The organism is Parasediminibacterium paludis (assembly GCF_042651445.1).
Taxonomy (GTDB): Bacteria; Bacteroidota; Bacteroidia; order Chitinophagales; family Chitinophagaceae; genus Parasediminibacterium; species Parasediminibacterium paludis.
Window position 1 is genome coordinate 155,596 of the sequence record NZ_JBHSDC010000003.1, and the last position, 18,232, is coordinate 173,827.

The following is an 18,232-nucleotide window of genomic DNA, read 5'->3' on the forward strand; positions in this document are numbered from 1 at the left end:
TTTCTTTCGTAAATATAGTGTCTATCGACTAATGGACTATGGACTTTTATCTTACATATGTGCTTTTAAGAAAGCAATAGTTTTAATGTGTGCATCTTCTGTAGCAGCTTTGTCGTATACAGGATTACTTGGGTTAGCAAAACCATGACCAGCATCATAACGATTAACAGTAATATTTTTGCCAATCTCTTTCATTGTCTTTTCAAAAGCATCTACTGCTGCAGGTGGAATACCTTGGTCTTTATTTGCAAAAAAGCCAATTACATCGCAGTTGATTGTTTTTAATCGATCAACATTGGTTTCTGGACGACCGTAATACATTACACAACCTGCCGCTTGCTTACCAGCTAGTAATGTGGTTTGAAGGCTCCAACCACCACCGAAGCACCATCCTACAGTATAAATTTTAGCAGAAGTACCTGCATAAGCCAAACCACCTTTTACAATTGCTTCCAAACGTTCAGATTTTGCATTGCGCATATATTGCATGGCGCTGTCTGGTACGCTTGCCACTTTTCCATCATACATGTCTAGTGCTAAAATATTAACATCACCCAATTCTTTTGAAAATGTTTCAGCTTCTTTTTTGATGTTATCGTTTAAGCCCCACCATTCTTGGATTACAAACAGCCATTTATTCGTTTTCTTCTTACTTTTAATAAAATAGCCTTTTGCATCACCGCCTTCTGCTTTAAAACTAATCATAGTGCCTGTTGGGTTTTCAAGCTTATAATAAGCTGGCGCCATGTGTAGTGCTGCAAAATTTGGATTAGCGGCATCTAATTCAATTTGATCTTTGGTTTGATGATAGCAGGCGATGTACCCTTCACGAGATAAAAAAGCTGGCTCTGATGGTTTAAATGTGTAGCTAAGTAAGGCAGCTGTTGCAAAAGCTGCTACTGTTAATGTTAATAATTTTTTCATGTGTTTATTGTGGTTAATGTTTCAACATTAAAATAACAGTATCTTGTTTAGCTTGTTCGCTTTTGGTAGTACAATTTTTTTTAAACGCTTTTTTTCTTTTAGTTTTGCATGACTTCAATAGTGGGTTTATACTCAATAATCATTCTATTTTAAGGTCAAAAACTAGTATTGCCACCAAGGCATTTGGTCGAAAGGTGGTGATGGGTAGTTTTATTGCTGTTTGTTTTGGTGTTTTTGTGATAAAAGTTGCATAAAGAACAAGGCGTTCAAGTGTGCGACGCAACGATGCAACATTGAAAAGCTGAAGCTGGTAGCCAAAAAGAATTAATAAAAAGTATACAAAGAAGATATATATGGCAAAGTACATTTTTGTTACAGGTGGTGTAACGAGCAGTTTGGGTAAAGGTATTATCGCGGCAAGTTTGGCAAAATTGCTGCAAGCAAGAGGTTTGAGTGTAACCATTCAAAAATTAGACCCCTATATTAACGTAGATCCAGGAACTTTAAACCCTTACGAACATGGTGAGTGTTATGTAACAGAAGATGGTGCAGAAACGGATTTGGATTTAGGCCACTATGAGCGTTTTTTAAATAGCTATACATCGCAAGCGAATAACGTAACCACGGGTAAAATTTACCAAACGGTAATTAATAAAGAGCGTGCAGGCGATTTTTTGGGTAAAACAGTACAGGTAATTCCGCACATTACCGATGAAATTAAACGTAGAATGTTGTTGCTTGGTAAAGGCGGCAAATTTGATATTGTGATTACTGAAATTGGTGGTACCGTTGGTGATATTGAAAGTTTGCCGTTTGTAGAAGCCGTTCGTCAGTTGCAATGGGAATTACCCGAAGATAGAGTGATGGTGATTCACCTAACCTTGGTGCCTTACTTAAAAGCAGCTAAAGAATTGAAAACCAAACCTACTCAACATAGTGTAAAACTATTAAGTGAAAATGGTGTACATCCAGATGTGTTAGTATGTAGAACGGAAGAACCGCTTGGTAATGATATTAGAAGAAAAATAGCTTTATTCTGTAATGTAAAACAAGAAGCAGTAATAGAAGCGATGGATGCGAGTACCATTTACGAAGTACCAATGCTCATGTTGCGTGAAAAGCTAGATTTAATTTGCTTGAAAAAGTTGAATATTACTGAATATAGCGAGCCTAAACTAGATAGATGGAAAGAGTATTTGGATAAATTGAAATATCCAAAAAGTAAAGTAACCATTGGTTTAATAGGGAAATATATAGAACTTCAAGATGCGTATAAATCTATTTTAGAAAGCTTTATTCATGCAGGAGCTATGAACGAAGTAAAAGTAGAGGTGATAAATGTGCATAGCGAATTTATTACAAATGATAATGTGCAAGAAAAGTTAGAAGGTTTAGACGGTTTGTTGGTAGCGCCTGGTTTTGGTCATAGAGGTATTGATGGTAAAATTATTGCAGTGCAATATGCTCGTGAGAATGGGTTGCCATTTTTTGGTATTTGCTTGGGTATGCAAATGGCCGTGATAGAATATGGCAGACATATTTTAGGTTTAAAAGATGCACACTCAACAGAAATGGATGCCAATACTACCAATCCGGTAATAAATATGATGGAAGAGCAGAAGAAAATTAAGATGATGGGCGGTACCATGCGTTTGGGCGCTTACCCATGTGAGATTACTGCAGGTACATTGGCGCATAAAATTTATAATACGACAACTATAAGTGAGCGCCATCGCCACCGCTATGAGTTTAACAATGATTACCTAGAGCAATACAAAGCAAATGGTATGGTCATGAGTGGTGTAAACCCAGATACGGGCTTGGTAGAAATTATTGAATTACCAAATCATCCATTCTTTATCGGTGTGCAATACCACCCAGAATTGAAAAGTACGGTAGAAGCACCCGCACCATTATTTGTAAGTTTTATTGGGGCAGCCAAAGAATATAACGATAAAAAAGACAGTTTAAAATCATCTGCGGCATTGCAAGATTCGTTGATATAAGAAGTGTTGTTGTGAAAGGTGAAGTTTTTGTCAAGGCGAAACGCAAGTTTCGCCTTGACTGTTTTATATCTTATTGTCTTAAGGAAAAGGGGAAAGCAAAATCCGTCTTAGTCCTTTAAATTAGCGTCATCTGCGTTCCAATCATTCTACACCAAATCATTCCAAATACGCCAGTTTTCTTCTGCTTGTAGTACTAACATATCGTAACCATTTTTTACAGTAGCACCTTGCGCTTTGCCAAGTTGTAAAAACTTAGTTTCTGCAGGGTTATATACTAAGTCAAACAGATAATGTTGTGGCGTTAATAAGTGATAAGGTAGGTTAGGGGCTTCCTCTACATTTGGATAAGTGCCTACTGGGGAGGCATTAATGATGATGGTATATTCTTGCAATAAAGCAGCATCTACTTCTTCATACACTAAATAATTACGTTCATCTTTTTTGCTACGTGATACAATTTTGTAGTCAATACCACGCTTGTTTAAAATAAATTCTACCGCAGCAGAAGCGCCACCAGAACCTAATACCAAAGCCTTGGTATGATGTGGTTGCAATAGCGGGGCAAACGATAGTTCAAAGCCCAGCACATCTGTATTGTGGCCAAATAACTTACCATTTTTTATTCGCACACAGTTACAAGCACCCATCACTTTTACAGCGGTAGTGCTTTCGTTTAAAAAATCTAAAACAGCTTTTTTGTGTGGTATGGTAATGGCAAAACCTTCAAGGTTTGGATGGCTTGCTAATATGCCTTTTAAATCATCAATTTGCTCAAAAGAAAATGCCTTGAAATTAGCATCGGTAATCCCTTCACGAGCAAATTTTTCAGTAAAATATTTCTCTGAAAATGAGTGTGTCAACGGAAAACCAATAAGGGCAAATAAGCGCATAAAAGGAAGTTGACAGTTGGCAGATGTTAGTTGACAGTCTTTGACTATTTGTCATCTGTCAACTAACATCTATCAACTTATTTATTTAAGTACAAATGAAATGTATCGCCTCTTAAACCAATACGCATTGCTTCTAAAGGAATTACCTCGTTTGGTGCAATATTGCCAAGGTTTACGTTATGGTCTATTAATTCTAGGAAATATAATTGTTGTGCTTTTTGTGGTGCCTCCCAAATAATTTTTTCAGCTGGTATTTGGGTTAAAATTTCTTGTACCAAGCCCTCCCTTACCTCACCACTACCACGGTAAATACCAACGTTACCAGCTTCTCTTGCCTCAGCAATTACATAACTTGCCCCAGCTTCTAGTTCAGCGCGCATTAATTCTATCCATTTGTAAGGCGCCATAATATGTGTTGCATCTTTACTACCAACTTCGCTTAACACCGTAAAATGTTTGGTCAATTTTTCGATATATCCGCATTTTTCGGCATGTGGTATTGAGATAGAACCATCACTTACCTCAACATGTGTAATATTATAATCTTTGCAAACCGCTATAAAATCATCAATTTGATTTCTAATTAAAAAGGCTTCAAACAAAGTGCCACCAAAGTACAAAGGCACATTATAGGTTTGGTAAGCTTCTATTTTTTCACGCAGTTTTGGTGTTACAAACGAGGTACCAAAACCCAATTTCACAATATCCGTATGCGGTCCGCAACCTTCCATAAAATTATGAACTTCGCTTAAACTAAGACCTTTATCCATCACCATGGTAAGGCCATTAACACGTGGTTGACTTGTGCGTACTGGAATTTGTGATAAATTGAAATTCATGTGTTTTATTTTATGATTACCTGCCGATAAGTATTTTTAATATGTGCAAGTGCTTATCGGCACTTTTCTAATTTGGGTTTTATCAGTGGTCGCAAAAATAAGGATAAGTAGCTTTTTAAAAGTCTTTTATAGCCCTAGTGTCGTTTTAACATTGTTAAATATTAGGTATTTTATTTGGTTACCAACAGTTGTAGTACTATTAAGCATCGTTGCGTCGCACACTTGTACGTTCATATCATTATGAAGCTTTATCTACCCGAGTCAATAGGTAGCTTTTGGCTATCTTTTTTCGAGTATACAATATTTTATTTCCTAGTTCGTCAGCCTTTATTAAGATGGATGCAGCAGTTACCTTAGCAACATCAATGCAAGATGTTAAACGAAATAATATAGCCGACGTTGTAAGTACTTACAGCAAACGTTTAATGGGCTTTATTCGCAGACGTGTGAATACAGACGCAGATGCAGAAGACATTTTGCAAGATGTTTTTTATCAATTTATCGGTAATACACAACCTATAGAACAAGTTACCGCATGGTTGTTTAGAGTGGCTCGTAATAGAATTACCGATGTACAGCGCAAGCATAAGCCAGAATTGCTAGACGATATTTACGAAACCAATGATGATGACATGCTTGGCTGGGCAGAACTTTTTTCTGATATAAACGATAATCCTGAAACTGCCTACTTGCGCAATATGTTTTGGGAAACGTTGCAAACCGCATTAGACGAATTACCAGAAGAACAAAAGCAAGTTTTTGTAATGCACGAGCTAGAAGATATTTCTTACAAAGACATTGCACAGATAACTGGTGCATCCATAAACACATTATTGTCTAGAAAACGCTATGCAGTGCTGCATTTAAGAGAACGCTTGCAAGTGTTAAAAGACGAATTATTAAACTATTAAACAACGAATGATGAATAAGCAATTTTGGTTTAAAAAAATAATTGGCTTCTCTGTTATGGCCGTAGCTTTTGTAGCATTGATTGGCTATGTGGTTATGCGCTTATGGAATGGCGTATTGGTAGATGTAACCTCAGTAAAACTAATTACTTACCCACAAGCCATCGGTATTTTAGTATTGGCTAAAATATTATTTGGTGGTTTTAAAGGTAATTGTTGGTGTGGCAAAGGCAATAGCTGGAAGCAAAATATGAAAGAAAAATGGGAGAAAATGAACCCAGAAGAACGTGAGAGATTTAAGCAAGAATGGCGTAATAAATGCAAAACTTGGGGAAAACTAAGTTCGAATGACTAAAAACCATATACTATAACCATAACACTAACTATTATGAACATACTTGTGTTTAAAACTAATATAGAGGACAAGAAACAATTAAAATACTTGTCACCTCACTTAAAATTAATAGATGGTATTTTAGCTTGGAACGTAGACTTGCACGATTGTGACAGAGTACTACGCATAGAAGCTGAACAATTGCACCCAAATACTGTCGTAACCGTGCTTAACAATGCAGGTTACTATTGCGCTGAACTAGTAGATTAATATTTACTACCTTTTATCAAATTCGAACTTTTGCTAGCGTCATTAGTTGTATTTTTAAAACATTATCAAAACTAATTAACTTATGACAAAGCATTTTCAACTCACAATTTTCAACTTTTTGCTGATTACAGCAATATTTGCGCAAAAAACGACCGCTATAAAGTGCGGTCAAGTTTTAAACACCAAAGCTGGTCAAGTACTTACTAATCAAACGATTATTGTCAGCAACAACATTATTCAAAGCATTGTGGCAACCAAAGACGTGACTGTCAAGGCAGATACAGTTATCGATTTATCGGGCTATTTTGTTATGCCAGGTTTAATAGATTGCCACACACATATTTTATTGCAAGGCGATATTACAAGTGAAGATTACGACGTTCAATTATTAAAAGAAAGCATTCCTTATAGAACATTAAGGGCTTCACGCAGTTGTGCTATTGCTTTAAATAATGGGTTTACAACTTTACGTGATCTTGGTACAGAAGGCGCTGGGTATGCAGATGTGGATGTAAAAAAAGCAATTAATAAAGGCATTATTCCTGGGCCAAGACTATTTGTATCTACTTTGGCTTTAAACACTACGGGTCATTATCCAATAAAAGAAAGTGATTATGCTTGGGAGTTAAAAATGCCTAAGGGCTTACAAGAAATTACTGGTGCTGATGAAGCGAGACGCGCCACAAGGGAGCAAATAACGCGTGGTGCAGATTGGATAAAAATTTATGCTGATAGAAGCTATTATCGCATTAACGATACTACTTATAGAAGCATTCCCAATTTTACGACAGAAGAAATTACAGCCATTGGAGACGAAACGACAAGAAATCGTAGAAAAATGGCAGCACATGCAATGACACGTGATGGTATTTTAGCTGCCATAAATGCAGGTGCTTCTACCATAGAGCATGGTAGTGGGATGGATGAAGAATGTATGAACCTGATGGTTAAAAAAGGTATTTTTTGGTGCCCTACCATTTTTGTTAACGATTTTGTTGCAGATGGTAGACTAAAAGCGGGTAGCCCAATAAATGCTTATTTCAGAGAAACTGTACCTGGCATGTTTAAAAAGGCATTAGCCAAGGGTGTAAAAATTGCATATGGTACTGATATAGGTGGTTACGATTGGAATTTACCGCAAGCTAACGACTTTGGCTTTATGGTACAATGGGGTATGACGCCAACGCAAGCCATACAAACAGCTACTACAACCGCAGCAGAATTGCTAGACCAACAAGGTAAAATTGGTGAATTAAAAACAGGCGCGTTTGCAGATATTATAGCCGTTAAAGGTGATGCCACTAAAAACATTGCTTTGTTAAACGATGTGAAATTTGTAATGAAAGATGGTGTTGTATATAAATCCATTAAATAATATTTCCAATGCGGCAATGTTATATTGTCATAAGATAGTGTTAGCGCATGATTGTTGACTTCGCAAGACACCAAAATACAATTGAATGAAGCTTTTAATTACGTACCTTAAACCTTACAAATGGCAATTAGTACTAGCCATGCTTTTGGCCGCTATTAATCAGGTGTTTTCTTTGCTAGATCCAACCATTTTTGGTAAAATCATAGATTATATGAATACTGCTGGTGATTTAAGTAAAAGCAGTGGTTATATCATAAAACCATCTGTTGGTAAAACTGAGTTTTTAAAGCATACAAGTTTTTTGTTGTTTCTTTCTATTTGCGTAGCAATGGTATCTCGTATTGCTAAATCTTTTCAAGATTATGTAGTAAATAGAGTAGTACAAAAATTTGGTGCGAAAGTGTTTACCGACGGGTTGCAACATTCTATGCGCTTACCTTACCAAGATTTTGCAGATCAAAGGAGTGGTGAAACATTATCCATTTTACAAAAAGTACGACAAGATTGTTCACAATTTATTGGCTATTTTATTAATGTGTTATTCCCGATTTTAGTAGGAATTGTTTTCTTGTTAATAGTTACTATTGCTATTCATTGGAGCTTGATAGTTGTATATTTTGTGGGTATTATAATATTAGCATTTTTAGTAGGCGCATTAAGTAAAAAAATAAAAACGATTCAAAAAACTATCGTAAAAGAGACAGCTGTTTTAGCAGGTAGTACCACTGAAAGTTTGCGCAATATTGAGTTGATTAAAAGTTTAGGTTTAACACAGCAAGAAGTAAAGCGTTTAAATGAAAATACATACAAGATTTTGGGATTAGAATTATCCAAAATCAAACGTGTTCGAAGCATTGCTTTTTTGCAGGGTACCACTGTACACTTTTTGCGAGCTTGCATTTTGTTTATCTTAACTTGGTTGGTATTTGGTGGTAAGCTTACAACAGGTCAGTTAATCTCAATGCAATTTTATAGTTTCTTCATTTTTGGGCCATTGCAAGAACTCGGAAGCATTATTACTTCTTACCGTGAAGCAGAAACATCTATTAATAATTTCGATACGCTCATGAACAAATCGGTAGATCCTAAACCAACAAATCCTTTGCAAGTTGGCGATATTGATGCTTTGAAATTTGATGATATTTCTTTCCAACACAATACGGCTTCGTACAAGGCTTTAGAGCATATTTCATTTGATGTAAAATTGGGCGAAACCATCGCATTTGTTGGTCCAAGTGGTGCTGGAAAAAGTACGTTGGTAAAACTTTTGGTAGGTTTATATAGCCCACAAGAAGGCACTATTTTTTATAATGGTAATCCTGGTAATGCTATTGACTTTGATGAATTACGTGGACAAATTGGTTTTGTAACCCAAGATACCCAATTATTTAGTGGCACAATTAAAGAAAATTTATTATTTGCAGCGCCAAATGCTACCGAAGCCGACTTGATGGATGCTTTGAACAAAGCAAGTTGTCAAGGTTTATTATCACGAGCTGAGAAAGGGTTAGACACCATGATTGGTGAGGGTGGTTTAAAATTGAGTGGTGGGGAAAAGCAACGTTTGTCAATTGCTAGAGCGCTTATTAGAAAGCCTCATTTACTCATTTTTGATGAAGCAACTTCTGCTTTAGATTCTATTACCGAAGAGGCGATTACCAATACCATCCGAGCTATTTCTGAAGAGAAAAATCAGATTACTGTAATGATTGCACACCGCTTGAGTACCATCATGCATGCAGATCGTATTTATGTACTTGAAAAGGGGCAAATTGTAGAAACGGGCAGTCATCATGAATTGCTTACCGAAAAAGGTTTATATTACGCAATGTGGCGTCAACAAATTGGTGAGCGTAAAAACGCATGATAAATTCCATTTACAAGAAGTTATAAAAAGAAACGTTCACCCCAAATGGGTGAACGTTCTTTTTTATATTTATCTATCAGGGGGTATTGATATGCTTAGTGTTTTAACTCATTAATACTTACTTGTGGAACTAGTAAATTGGTAAGTTGTTGCACAGTGATATCTTTTGGTACGTTAAAGCTGCCAGTTTGCTGAATTAACATACTTGATTTACCAACTTTAGCAGTGTATTTACCTGCTTCAGCCACCCATGCTGCTGCTTTGGTGTCGTATGATGCAAGGCTTCTAGCATCAATGGTAAAGGTTATCGTTTGCGATTCATTTGGCTGTAATAATCTAGTTTTTGCAAAACCTTTTAACTCTTCTGTTGGCTTATCTAATTTATTACTTGGCGCACTTATGTATAGTTCTACCACTTCTTTACCAGCTGTTTTGCCACTATTGGTAATAGTTACAGATGCGGTGATTTTATCGGTAAAAGTGTTGCTGCTTAACTTTAAATTGCTGTAAGTAAAGTTGGTGTACGACAAGCCATATCCAAATTCATAAGCAGGTTTTACATTGAAGGTACTGTAGTAACGGTAACCTACATAAATGCCTTCTTCGTATACCACTTCTGATTTGCTACCTTTTTGCAAGCCACCAATTAGCATTTCAACATCATTAGAAGTTTGCTTGCCAGGGAAATTTTTTGCTGAAGGCACATCGCTGTAAGCCACAGGAAAACTTGTAGCTAGCTTACCAGAAGGATTTACTTTGCCACTTAATACATCAGCCAGAGCATTGCCACTTTCTTGACCGCCTTGCCATGCAATTACAATAGCATCAGCATAGTCTCTCCAGCTTGCAGTTTCAATAACGCCACCCGTATTTACCAGTACAATTAATTTTTTGCCCTTTGCGTGAAATGCGGCTGAAACATTTTTTATCAGTTCCATTTCAGTAGCACTTATGTTAAAATCGTTCTCAAGTTTTCTATCTTGAAACTCACCAGAAATTCTACCAATCGTAATAATAGCGACATCAGATTCTATTGCTTTCTTTTCTATCAAACCCTTGTCAGCAGGCATTTCTGGTACAGGTGGTACTAGCTCAAAGAAGAATTTTGGTTTAGGTTGTTTGGCTTTTTCATCCGCAATATAATGCTCGTAAATAGGTTTTAATTCTGCATCTAAAATGTAGCCTGTATTGTTTAAACCTTCTACTAACGAAACAGTGTATGCTTTATTTACGTCGCCACTACCAGTACCGCCAGCAATAAAATTGTATGACGTATTACCAAAAGCAGCCACTTTTTTTGCTGACACTAACGGTAAAGTGTGCCCTTCATTTTTTAGTAATACAATACCTTCTACAGCAGCAGCTCTTGCAACAGCTGCATGTAGTTTTAAGTCTGGTTGATTTGAGAATTTGTACTGCTTAAATGTAGATGAGTGCAGTACTAAATTTAAAATACGCGCAACATTTGTATTTAATACTGATTCTGCTAAGCTGCCATTTTTCACTGCTTCTTCTATTGCTGCTATTTGTGGTGGTATACCTGGCATCAATAAATCGTTGCCTGCTTTCATTTGTGCTACCGCATCTTTACCGCCAAACCAATCGGTCATTACCATGCCTTTATAGCCCCATTCTTTTCTTAAAATTTTAGTCAATAAATCATTACTTTCTGATGTATACACGCCATTAATATAGTTATAGGAACTCATAACTGTCCATGGTTGCGATTGCTTAATGGCAATTTCAAAGCCTGTTAAATAGAGTTCTCTCAAGGCTCTTTCGCTAGCAACGGTGTTTACTAGCATTCTATTGGTTTCTTGGTTGTTGGCGGCAAAATGTTTGATAGAAGTCCCAACGCCGTTTGATTGAATACCATTTACTATTGATTTAGTGATGTAGCCAGCAATCAAAGGGTCTTCTGAATAGTATTCAAAGTTTCTGCCGCCAAGTGGGTTTCGATGAATGTTTAAAGCTGGTGCAAGTAATACATCTACACCATACTCTTTTACCTCATTACCTATGGCCATACCTACTTTTCTTACAAGTGCAGTATCCCATGTAGAGGCAAGCATGGTGCCTACAGGAAACGCCGTGCAGTAATAGGTTTTAGTATCGTTATCTCTTTTAGGTTGGATGCGTAAGCCTGCAGGACCATCGGCAACAACGATGGATGGTATACCCAAGCGAGGAATGCTGAATGTAGTACCAGCAGCACCAGGTACTTTGTCTTGGGTTTGGCCTACCGCACCACCTGTAGATGCGCCCGGGATTTTCATACCCATACCTACTACAAGTTTTACTTTTTCTTCCAAAGTCATGGCAGCTACTACTTCTTTAATACTGTTCTTGCCTAGCTGTGGCAATGTATTACTGCTTTTGCTTTGCGCAAGCAGACTTGAGCTCGCTAGCAATATAATGCTAGCGGTGGTCAAAAATTTTTTGTTCATGATGGCAAATTTTAATTATCATTGTGTCAGTGTGACGCAATGATAAAATTATTTTCTCAATAAAATAGACTTTGCACATTTTAATTTTACTTAGCGGCATGGCTTTAAAACGTAACATAGAATCGATAGTGGTAAACGGTGCTTCTATGTTTTTACCATCGGTATCTGTAGACTGTGTGATTTTTGGTTTTCACGATAATGAAATGAAGGTGCTGTTATTACAAATGAAACATACTGATGAGTATGGATTACCAGGTGGTTTTGTACTAAAAGATGAGGCTTTAGATGCAGCAGCAACAAGGGTTTTACAGGAACGCACAGGCTTAACGGATATTTTTTTACAGCAGTTTGCAACCTTTGGCGAACCAAAGCGCTCTGATAAAAAATTTCATCTAAAAGCGATGAAAAAAGAAGGGATTACAATTGATAAAAACAATTGGCTATTACAGCGGTTTATTACTGTTGGTTATTATGCATTAGTTGATTTTTCGAAAGTAATACCAAAGATTGATGAATTATCTATCGGTTGTTCGTGGTTTCATTTGCAAAATGTACCTACATTAATGATGGATCATAATCTTATCTTGAATAAAGCGCTAGAAACCATGCAACAGCAAATTAACCATCAACCAATTGGCTATAATTTGCTGCCTCAAAAATTTACTATGCCAGAGCTTCAAAAGCTGTATGAAGCTATTTTAAATAAAAAGCTTGATAGAAGAAATTTTCAACGAAAAATATTGGTGTACGGTATTTTAAAAAAGCTAAAAGAAGTAAAACAGGGCGTTGCGCACAAAGCCCCGTTTTTATATAGTTTTGATATTAAAAAATACAATCAAGCCTTGAAAAATGGCTACACAGGTGGTTGGTAATAGTTTTACAACGCTTCCATAATAAAAAAGCCATAAGCCGGCACAATTAGGTACTCGTTATCGTTACCAATTTTGAATTCCTTTTTAGAAAAGTGATCGTATAATTTTGAAGGCGGATTGCCTTTTTCTTTAAACGCAAACCAAGTAAGATAAGCATCTCTGTTACTAAAATTAAACACACAGAAAATACGTTTATCGCCCTGATTTCTAATATAGGCTGCGATATGAATGTTGTGTGGCGTTATCCATTGCAAGTTGCTATAATCGGCAATAGCATTGAGACTTTTTCGAATACTAATTAGATGTTTGGTTGCAGAGAAAATTTGTCCTTCAATACTAGTGCTATCTTTTACTTTTTCATTTTTTTTCCAATCAATAACTGGTCTGTGCATCCATCTATTGTCGTAGGCTTTAGCTTCATCTTGCAAGTAAGAATAATCGTTGGTATAACCAACTTCATCACCATAAAACAACATTGGTACACCACCTAAAAAAATGCTATGTGCTTGCATCATAATTACTTTATTGATGCTCTCTTTAATGTCTTTTTTGTTGTTACTTTTAATAGCTCTTTCTAATCCACAAAGCGATGCTAACGAACCACTCAATCTAGCATCTTGTGTTTTTGGGTTAAAGGCAAATAATGCACCTGTTGCTTTAGAATAAGGATGATTACCTGAGTAATAATTTTTCAAAAACATACGATGGCTATAAGCGTTGAAGCCAGCTTGTTGAATCATATAATCATCGTAACCTAAACCAATATCATCGTGGCAGCGGGTATAAGTAATCCAAGATGTGCCAAATGGTTTTTGTAAAATTTCATGTTGAGCTGCAAGCATTACCCTCGTATCCCCTGTGGCCAAAGCATCCCATTGTAATGCCATATGTGTAGCATTGTATGCAAAATCACATTCTCTAGCTGTAAATTCATCTTTGCCAAAATATTCCATAATGGCTTTAGGTGCTACAATGGCTTCGCCTAAAAGCGCCATACCTGGCGTGGCTATTTGTACACATTGTTTTATTAATCGTAGCAAAGTATGTGCTTGTGGCAAGTTTTGACAGGTAGTACCAAGTTGTTTCCAAATAAAGGCGGGCGCATCTATACGTAAAATGTCTACACCTAAATTGGCATAAAAAAATATGGTATCAAGCATGGCTAGAAAAACCGCAGGATTGGTATAATTTAAATCCCACTGATAGCTATGAAAAACTGTCATAACCCATTTATTGATCTCAGGCACATAGCTAAAACTACCCGGTGAACTTTCTGGGAAAACTTCTGGCATGGTCTTGTCAAATTCATCTGGCCAATACCTATCATCAAACATGTAAAAGAAATCTTGATAATATTTGTCGCCAGCCTTAGCTTTTTCTGCCCATTCGTGCCTGTGAGAAGTATGGTTTAATACAATATCTAGCATTAAATAAAAGTCTTGTTTCTGCATGTTTTTTTGCAGTGTTTGCAAGTCTTTTAAAGTGCCAAATCGTTCATCTACTTCTCTAAAATTGGACACAGCATAACCACCGTCGCTTTCACCTTCAGGGCTTTTAAATAAAGGCATTAAATGAAGTAAGTTGACACCTAAATCTTTTAAATAATCAAGCTTGTCATTCATGTTCTGTAAGCTCCCCGCAAAGCGATCCACATACAAACTCATGCCAGTAATCTCATTGCTTAAAAACCAATTACCTCTCGCACCTTTACTTGCATCTTTTTGTTTTAAAGCCACACTACGGTTTGTATAAGCTTTGGTAATAGTTTTTAGTAAATCATTGAAATGTGCATCGGCATGTTGGTGTTGGCCATACAACTGGTTATATAGGTTTTGGATAGCAGAAACATTAGCAATAAAGCTTGTATAGAAATAGTTATCAAGGTCAGTAATATCCAACTGAAACTCTTTCACGTAAGCTTTTATGTTTTGATGAATTTGATAATTATACATACCAATAGCTTTTCTATTGCAGAATTTGATTATTTAAAAATTTAAAAGCTTCCATAGCACCCATATATTCGCAAGTTCTTGCGCCAGCCTTATTGGCATTATCAATAATATGCTGCCACTGTGTAACAGTTAAAGCTTTAATGGCGCTTAAATCCATGTCTTTTAGTTGGTACAAAACCGCACCCGTAAAAGCATCGCCTGCACCTGTTGTATCTATTGGTTTGATAGGAATACTTGGTATTATTTCTGTATGCTTATTAAACCCTAACATCGTTCCATCTTTACCAAGTGTAATAGTAAATGTGGCCGTTGTTTGTTGCAACAATGCCGTTGCAGCTTCATTAACCGTATTGGTATTTGTTAAAAGCATGGCCTCTTCATCGCTTACTTTAAAAAAGTGACAGTTTTTAAGGAAATGCCAGCTTTGCCTTACGAAACTGTCTGTATTATCTTTAAATAACAAGTGTCTATAGTTGGGATCAAAACTGATGCAACAATTGTGTGCAATAGCTCTTTGCAAAAGGCTTGTGTAAGCTTGCTGCAAAGGTCCTTCGAGAAAACCAGTCGCTGAGCCAAAGTGCACAATATTGTAGTCGACAAGATTGATAGAAGCAATATCTGCTTCACTTAATTGACCATCAGCACCGCGGCTAAAAACAAAATCGCGTTCACCATTATCCATTAATGAGACAAAAGCAATGGTAGTAAAATGCGTTGCATCTTGAAGCATGAAAGTTGTATCTACATTAAAATCTTTCATTACGTCAATTAACTGTGTACCAAATGGATCTTTACCCACTTTTGCAGCCAAAGCTACTTTACCCCCGAGTGCTGCAATTGCAGCAGCTACATTAGTAGGTGCGCCTCCTGTTTTCTTTAAAAAGTGTTCGCCCTTAGATAACGAGGTGTTGGTATCGGTACATATCATATCTATCAAAGCCTCGCCAATACAAAGTATTTTCATTGTAATCTTTCTTTAAATTAAGTTGTTAATGACCACCGCCCTGCATGATTACTTCATCAGCGTTTGGTTTACTGCTTTTAATCAATAATGTAAGTGACGCAGCTATCAATAAAAAAACGCCTGCAAATGCAATAGCATTAGTAGGATTGTTGTTTAAAAAGTGTTTAAGTATATAGCCAAATGTGGTTGTTTGAATAAACATTGGTATTACAATCATCATATTAATGATTCCCATATACACACCATATCTTTCTTTAGGTACTTGGCTTACCACCATTAAATACGGTATGCCCATCATGCTTGCCCAGCCAATACCAAAGCCAGTAATAGCGGGAAATAACAAATATTTGTTTTCAATAAAAGGAAACACTAATAGACCAATACCCGCAATGACCAAGCAGCCAAAGTGTACTAGTTTTGGCGAGTATTTTCTTGCAAACCATACCAATATAAAAGCACTTAAAAAAGTAACCACATTGTACCAGCCATTGACCAAACCAGTCCACGCTACTGCTTTTTCGTACAATGCGCTATTGCTTTGTGGTGTAGCATGCCATACAGACAATGCCACACTTTTAGAAGAATTTTGCCAATAGCAAAACAAAGCATACCACTGAAACAAGTACACAAGTGCAAGCTGCCACATTACTTTGGGCATGAATTTTATGGCTTTGATAATATCTATAAAAGGAGATAAAACATTTAATGGCTCTTCTTTCATTTTTTGTAATTCTTCTGTAGTAGGGGGTATTTCTGCAGTGGTTTTAGAACTCCACCATACCGAGCCAATAGAACAAACAGAACCAAGTATAAACGACGCAAATACCCACGTAGGTAACTTACCAGTTTTGCCAATAAATATCATTGGAAAAATGAAAAGTGAAACGTTGGCAAGTGTTTGGCCAAAGCCAGTAAAAAAACTTTGTGCCAAAAAACCAGTTGGCTGTTGTTTAGCGTCGAGCTTATCTGCAATAAAAGCTCTATAAGGTTCCATAGCCGTATTATTACCAGCATCTAGTAACCAAAGTAATCCAGTTGCCATCCATAAAGAACTGCTGAAAGGGAATAAAAATAAAGCAAGGCTGCAGACTAAAGCGCCAATGAAAAAGAAAGGTTTTCGTCTCCCTAATTTTGGTATCCATGTTTTATCGCTTAGCGCACCTATTACTGGTTGTATTAATAAGCCTGTTAATGGTCCTGCCAAATTTAACCACGGTATTTCATCAGGCTTGGCACCTAAAAAATCGTAGATAGGATTTACCGCACTTTGTTGCAAACCAAAACTATATTGAATGCCAAAGAACCCAACATTCATATTAATGATTTGCGCAAACGTAAGATGGGGTTTGGAATTAGACATGATACAGCAAATTATTTTATCGTTAGAAACTAAAGATAAGTGCTGTACAATATTACCTAGTTAGACGCAATCTGTTGCAAACGATTGTTGTTCACATTTTGCTGATTGTCAGCTTATTTATCGTCTTTTTTGCATAAATAAAAGCCGTTACCTAGCTAAATTAAGTAACGGCTTTGGTAATTATATAATTGGTTATTAAACTAGAGAACTACCTTCTACTAGCACGGGGTCTACATCATATTCTTGAATTGTTTTATCGCCATTGATGGCTTTAATCATTATTTCAAATGCTAATTTGCCAAGTTTATAACCACTAGTTTCTATATAAGTAATTTCGGGATGATATAGTTTTGGATAAAAACCATCATTACTAATAGTAATAATGCTTACTTGCTTAGGAACGCTCAACTGTAGTATTTGCAAAGCTTTCATAACGCCTACCATGATTTCATCGCTCATACAAAATATGGTATCTGGCTTATCGTCACCGTTAAAATGTTCGGTAACCACTGCTATAGATTCCTCAAAAGTTCTTGTATGGGCAGTAATTAATTTATTGGTGCTTTTGTGTTTTTTAAACACATCTTTAAAAGCTTCTAAGCGTTGTTGCGTGATAGAAATGTGTGTATCGCCAAAAAGCGCTAATATTTTCTTTTTTTTCTTTTCTAAAATCGTTTCTGCGGCTAAAATTGCAGCGGCTTTATCATCGAAACAAGCACGTACAAATTTTTCTGTAGTAGGAACCCTGTCATAGAAAATGACTGGAATCTCTACTTCTTTTAGACGCTCAAACGCTTCAAGATTTTCGGTATCTGGCGTCACGCTGGCAAATACACCAGCAACTCGCTGTTTTTTACAAAACCTAACATGATTAATCTCTACGTTTACATCGTTGTCAGATTTTAAGATAATTAATGAATAGCCATTTTTTCGGCTTTCTTCTTCAACAGCATCAATAAATGAGGTATAAAATAGGTCACTCACTTTTGGTACAATAAGTCCTAGAACCTTGCTCGTTTTAGAGCTTAGTTGAATAGCATATGGGTTGGGCTCGTAATCTAGCATGGTGGCTAAATCATTTACCTTTTGTTTTGTTCTTTCCGAAATATCTGGGTGATTTTTCAAAGCTCTTGATACAGTAGAAATACTAATATTGAGCATTTCGGATATTTTTTTGAGTGTTGTTGTTGCAACCATAGCATATAGAAATTAGCAATCGTTTTT

Annotated in this window: 15 protein-coding genes; 7 read left to right on the plus strand and 8 right to left on the minus strand. The window is 36.4% G+C overall.

Features of this window, described 5'->3' with window-relative positions; all coding sequences use genetic code 11:
• Positions 1 to 51: 51 nt before the first annotated feature.
• Entirely contained in the window at positions 52 to 924 is an 873-nt protein-coding gene (locus ACFOW1_RS04415) for a dienelactone hydrolase family protein (RefSeq protein ID WP_379012506.1), read from the minus strand.
• Positions 925 to 1,277: 353 nt separating this feature from the next.
• Between ACFOW1_RS04415 and ACFOW1_RS04420 the strand changes: the two genes are divergently transcribed.
• Positions 1,278 to 2,930 carry a CTP synthase gene (locus tag ACFOW1_RS04420; RefSeq protein WP_379012507.1) on the plus strand — a complete coding sequence of 551 codons (1,653 nt, stop codon included), beginning with the start codon at positions 1,278 to 1,280 and terminating at the stop codon, positions 2,928 to 2,930.
• 146 nt (positions 2,931 to 3,076) lie between these two features.
• On the opposite strand, the gene ACFOW1_RS04425 is transcribed toward ACFOW1_RS04420, so the two are convergent.
• The gene (locus ACFOW1_RS04425; RefSeq protein ID WP_379012508.1) at positions 3,077 to 3,820 is read right to left on the minus strand and encodes a shikimate dehydrogenase family protein; all 744 of its coding nucleotides are present in this window, start codon (positions 3,818 to 3,820) and stop codon (positions 3,077 to 3,079) included.
• A 77-nt stretch (positions 3,821 to 3,897) separates the two neighbouring features.
• The gene (locus tag ACFOW1_RS04430) at positions 3,898 to 4,659 is read right to left on the minus strand and encodes a phosphosulfolactate synthase (protein WP_379012509.1); all 762 of its coding nucleotides are present in this window, start codon (positions 4,657 to 4,659) and stop codon (positions 3,898 to 3,900) included.
• Positions 4,660 to 4,934: 275 nt separating this feature from the next.
• Here ACFOW1_RS04430 and ACFOW1_RS04435 point away from each other — a divergent pair, with 275 nt between their 5' ends.
• The 5 genes from ACFOW1_RS04435 (at position 4,935) to ACFOW1_RS04455 (ending at position 9,413) form a co-directional block, all read left to right on the plus strand.
• Complete coding sequence (locus ACFOW1_RS04435) at positions 4,935 to 5,570, plus strand: RNA polymerase sigma factor (RefSeq protein ID WP_379012510.1); 636 nt, start codon at positions 4,935 to 4,937, stop codon at positions 5,568 to 5,570.
• Positions 5,571 to 5,580: 10 nt separating this feature from the next.
• Positions 5,581 to 5,922, plus strand: a complete 342-nt coding sequence (locus tag ACFOW1_RS04440; RefSeq protein WP_379012511.1) for a hypothetical protein — start codon at positions 5,581 to 5,583, stop codon at positions 5,920 to 5,922.
• Positions 5,923 to 5,955: 33 nt separating this feature from the next.
• Entirely contained in the window at positions 5,956 to 6,171 is a 216-nt protein-coding gene (locus tag ACFOW1_RS04445) for a hypothetical protein (RefSeq protein WP_379012512.1), read from the plus strand.
• Positions 6,172 to 6,253: 82 nt separating this feature from the next.
• A complete protein-coding gene (locus ACFOW1_RS04450) occupies positions 6,254 to 7,546 on the plus strand; it encodes a metal-dependent hydrolase family protein (RefSeq protein ID WP_379012513.1) in 1,293 nt (430 codons plus the stop codon).
• Between the two features lie 85 nt (positions 7,547 to 7,631).
• A complete protein-coding gene (locus tag ACFOW1_RS04455; RefSeq protein WP_379012514.1) occupies positions 7,632 to 9,413 on the plus strand; it encodes an ABC transporter ATP-binding protein in 1,782 nt (593 codons plus the stop codon).
• 95 nt (positions 9,414 to 9,508) lie between these two features.
• Here the strand turns inward: ACFOW1_RS04455 and ACFOW1_RS04460 are convergent, their stop codons facing one another.
• Positions 9,509 to 11,860 carry a beta-glucosidase gene (locus tag ACFOW1_RS04460; protein ID WP_379012515.1) on the minus strand — a complete coding sequence of 784 codons (2,352 nt, stop codon included), beginning with the start codon at positions 11,858 to 11,860 and terminating at the stop codon, positions 9,509 to 9,511.
• Between the two features lie 98 nt (positions 11,861 to 11,958).
• Here ACFOW1_RS04460 and ACFOW1_RS04465 point away from each other — a divergent pair, with 98 nt between their 5' ends.
• Complete coding sequence (locus tag ACFOW1_RS04465) at positions 11,959 to 12,732, plus strand: NUDIX hydrolase (RefSeq protein WP_379012516.1); 774 nt, start codon at positions 11,959 to 11,961, stop codon at positions 12,730 to 12,732.
• Between the two features lie 5 nt (positions 12,733 to 12,737).
• Here ACFOW1_RS04465 and ACFOW1_RS04470 read toward each other — a convergent pair whose 3' ends face one another.
• The 4 genes from ACFOW1_RS04470 to ACFOW1_RS04485 all read right to left on the minus strand — a co-directional run bounded on the left by ACFOW1_RS04470 (position 12,738) and on the right by ACFOW1_RS04485 (position 18,205).
• On the minus strand, positions 12,738 to 14,684 hold the full coding sequence (locus tag ACFOW1_RS04470) for an alpha-amylase family glycosyl hydrolase (protein ID WP_379012517.1): 1,947 nt from the start codon (positions 14,682 to 14,684) through the stop codon (positions 12,738 to 12,740).
• A 13-nt stretch (positions 14,685 to 14,697) separates the two neighbouring features.
• Positions 14,698 to 15,648: a carbohydrate kinase family protein gene (locus ACFOW1_RS04475; protein WP_379012518.1), complete on the minus strand. Its 951-nt coding sequence runs from the start codon at positions 15,646 to 15,648 to the stop codon at positions 14,698 to 14,700.
• Between the two features lie 25 nt (positions 15,649 to 15,673).
• Positions 15,674 to 17,008 (minus strand): MFS transporter, encoded by a 1,335-nt coding sequence (locus ACFOW1_RS04480; protein WP_379012519.1) that lies wholly within the window; start codon positions 17,006 to 17,008, stop codon positions 15,674 to 15,676.
• 195 nt (positions 17,009 to 17,203) lie between these two features.
• A complete protein-coding gene (locus ACFOW1_RS04485; protein WP_379012520.1) occupies positions 17,204 to 18,205 on the minus strand; it encodes a LacI family DNA-binding transcriptional regulator in 1,002 nt (333 codons plus the stop codon).
• Positions 18,206 to 18,232: the final 27 nt, after the last annotated feature.

What these genes read in the sequence shown, in the direction of transcription:
- ACFOW1_RS04430 (WP_379012509.1), bottom strand. Translation starts at nt 4,659, where the DNA reads ATGAATTTCAATTTATCACAAATTCCAGTACGCACAAGTCAACCACGT.
- ACFOW1_RS04480 (WP_379012519.1), bottom strand. Translation starts at nt 17,008, where the DNA reads ATGTCTAATTCCAAACCCCATCTTACGTTTGCGCAAATCATTAATATG.
- ACFOW1_RS04415 (WP_379012506.1), bottom strand. Translation starts at nt 924, where the DNA reads ATGAAAAAATTATTAACATTAACAGTAGCAGCTTTTGCAACAGCTGCC.
- ACFOW1_RS04440 (WP_379012511.1), top strand. Translation starts at nt 5,581, where the DNA reads ATGAATAAGCAATTTTGGTTTAAAAAAATAATTGGCTTCTCTGTTATG.
- ACFOW1_RS04485 (WP_379012520.1), bottom strand. Translation starts at nt 18,205, where the DNA reads ATGGTTGCAACAACAACACTCAAAAAAATATCCGAAATGCTCAATATT.
- ACFOW1_RS04450 (WP_379012513.1), top strand. Translation starts at nt 6,254, where the DNA reads ATGACAAAGCATTTTCAACTCACAATTTTCAACTTTTTGCTGATTACA.
- ACFOW1_RS04475 (WP_379012518.1), bottom strand. Translation starts at nt 15,648, where the DNA reads ATGAAAATACTTTGTATTGGCGAGGCTTTGATAGATATGATATGTACC.
- ACFOW1_RS04445 (WP_379012512.1), top strand. Translation starts at nt 5,956, where the DNA reads ATGAACATACTTGTGTTTAAAACTAATATAGAGGACAAGAAACAATTA.
- ACFOW1_RS04465 (WP_379012516.1), top strand. Translation starts at nt 11,959, where the DNA reads ATGGCTTTAAAACGTAACATAGAATCGATAGTGGTAAACGGTGCTTCT.
- ACFOW1_RS04460 (WP_379012515.1), bottom strand. Translation starts at nt 11,860, where the DNA reads ATGAACAAAAAATTTTTGACCACCGCTAGCATTATATTGCTAGCGAGC.
- ACFOW1_RS04470 (WP_379012517.1), bottom strand. Translation starts at nt 14,684, where the DNA reads ATGTATAATTATCAAATTCATCAAAACATAAAAGCTTACGTGAAAGAG.
- ACFOW1_RS04455 (WP_379012514.1), top strand. Translation starts at nt 7,632, where the DNA reads ATGAAGCTTTTAATTACGTACCTTAAACCTTACAAATGGCAATTAGTA.
- ACFOW1_RS04425 (WP_379012508.1), bottom strand. Translation starts at nt 3,820, where the DNA reads ATGCGCTTATTTGCCCTTATTGGTTTTCCGTTGACACACTCATTTTCA.
- ACFOW1_RS04420 (WP_379012507.1), top strand. Translation starts at nt 1,278, where the DNA reads ATGGCAAAGTACATTTTTGTTACAGGTGGTGTAACGAGCAGTTTGGGT.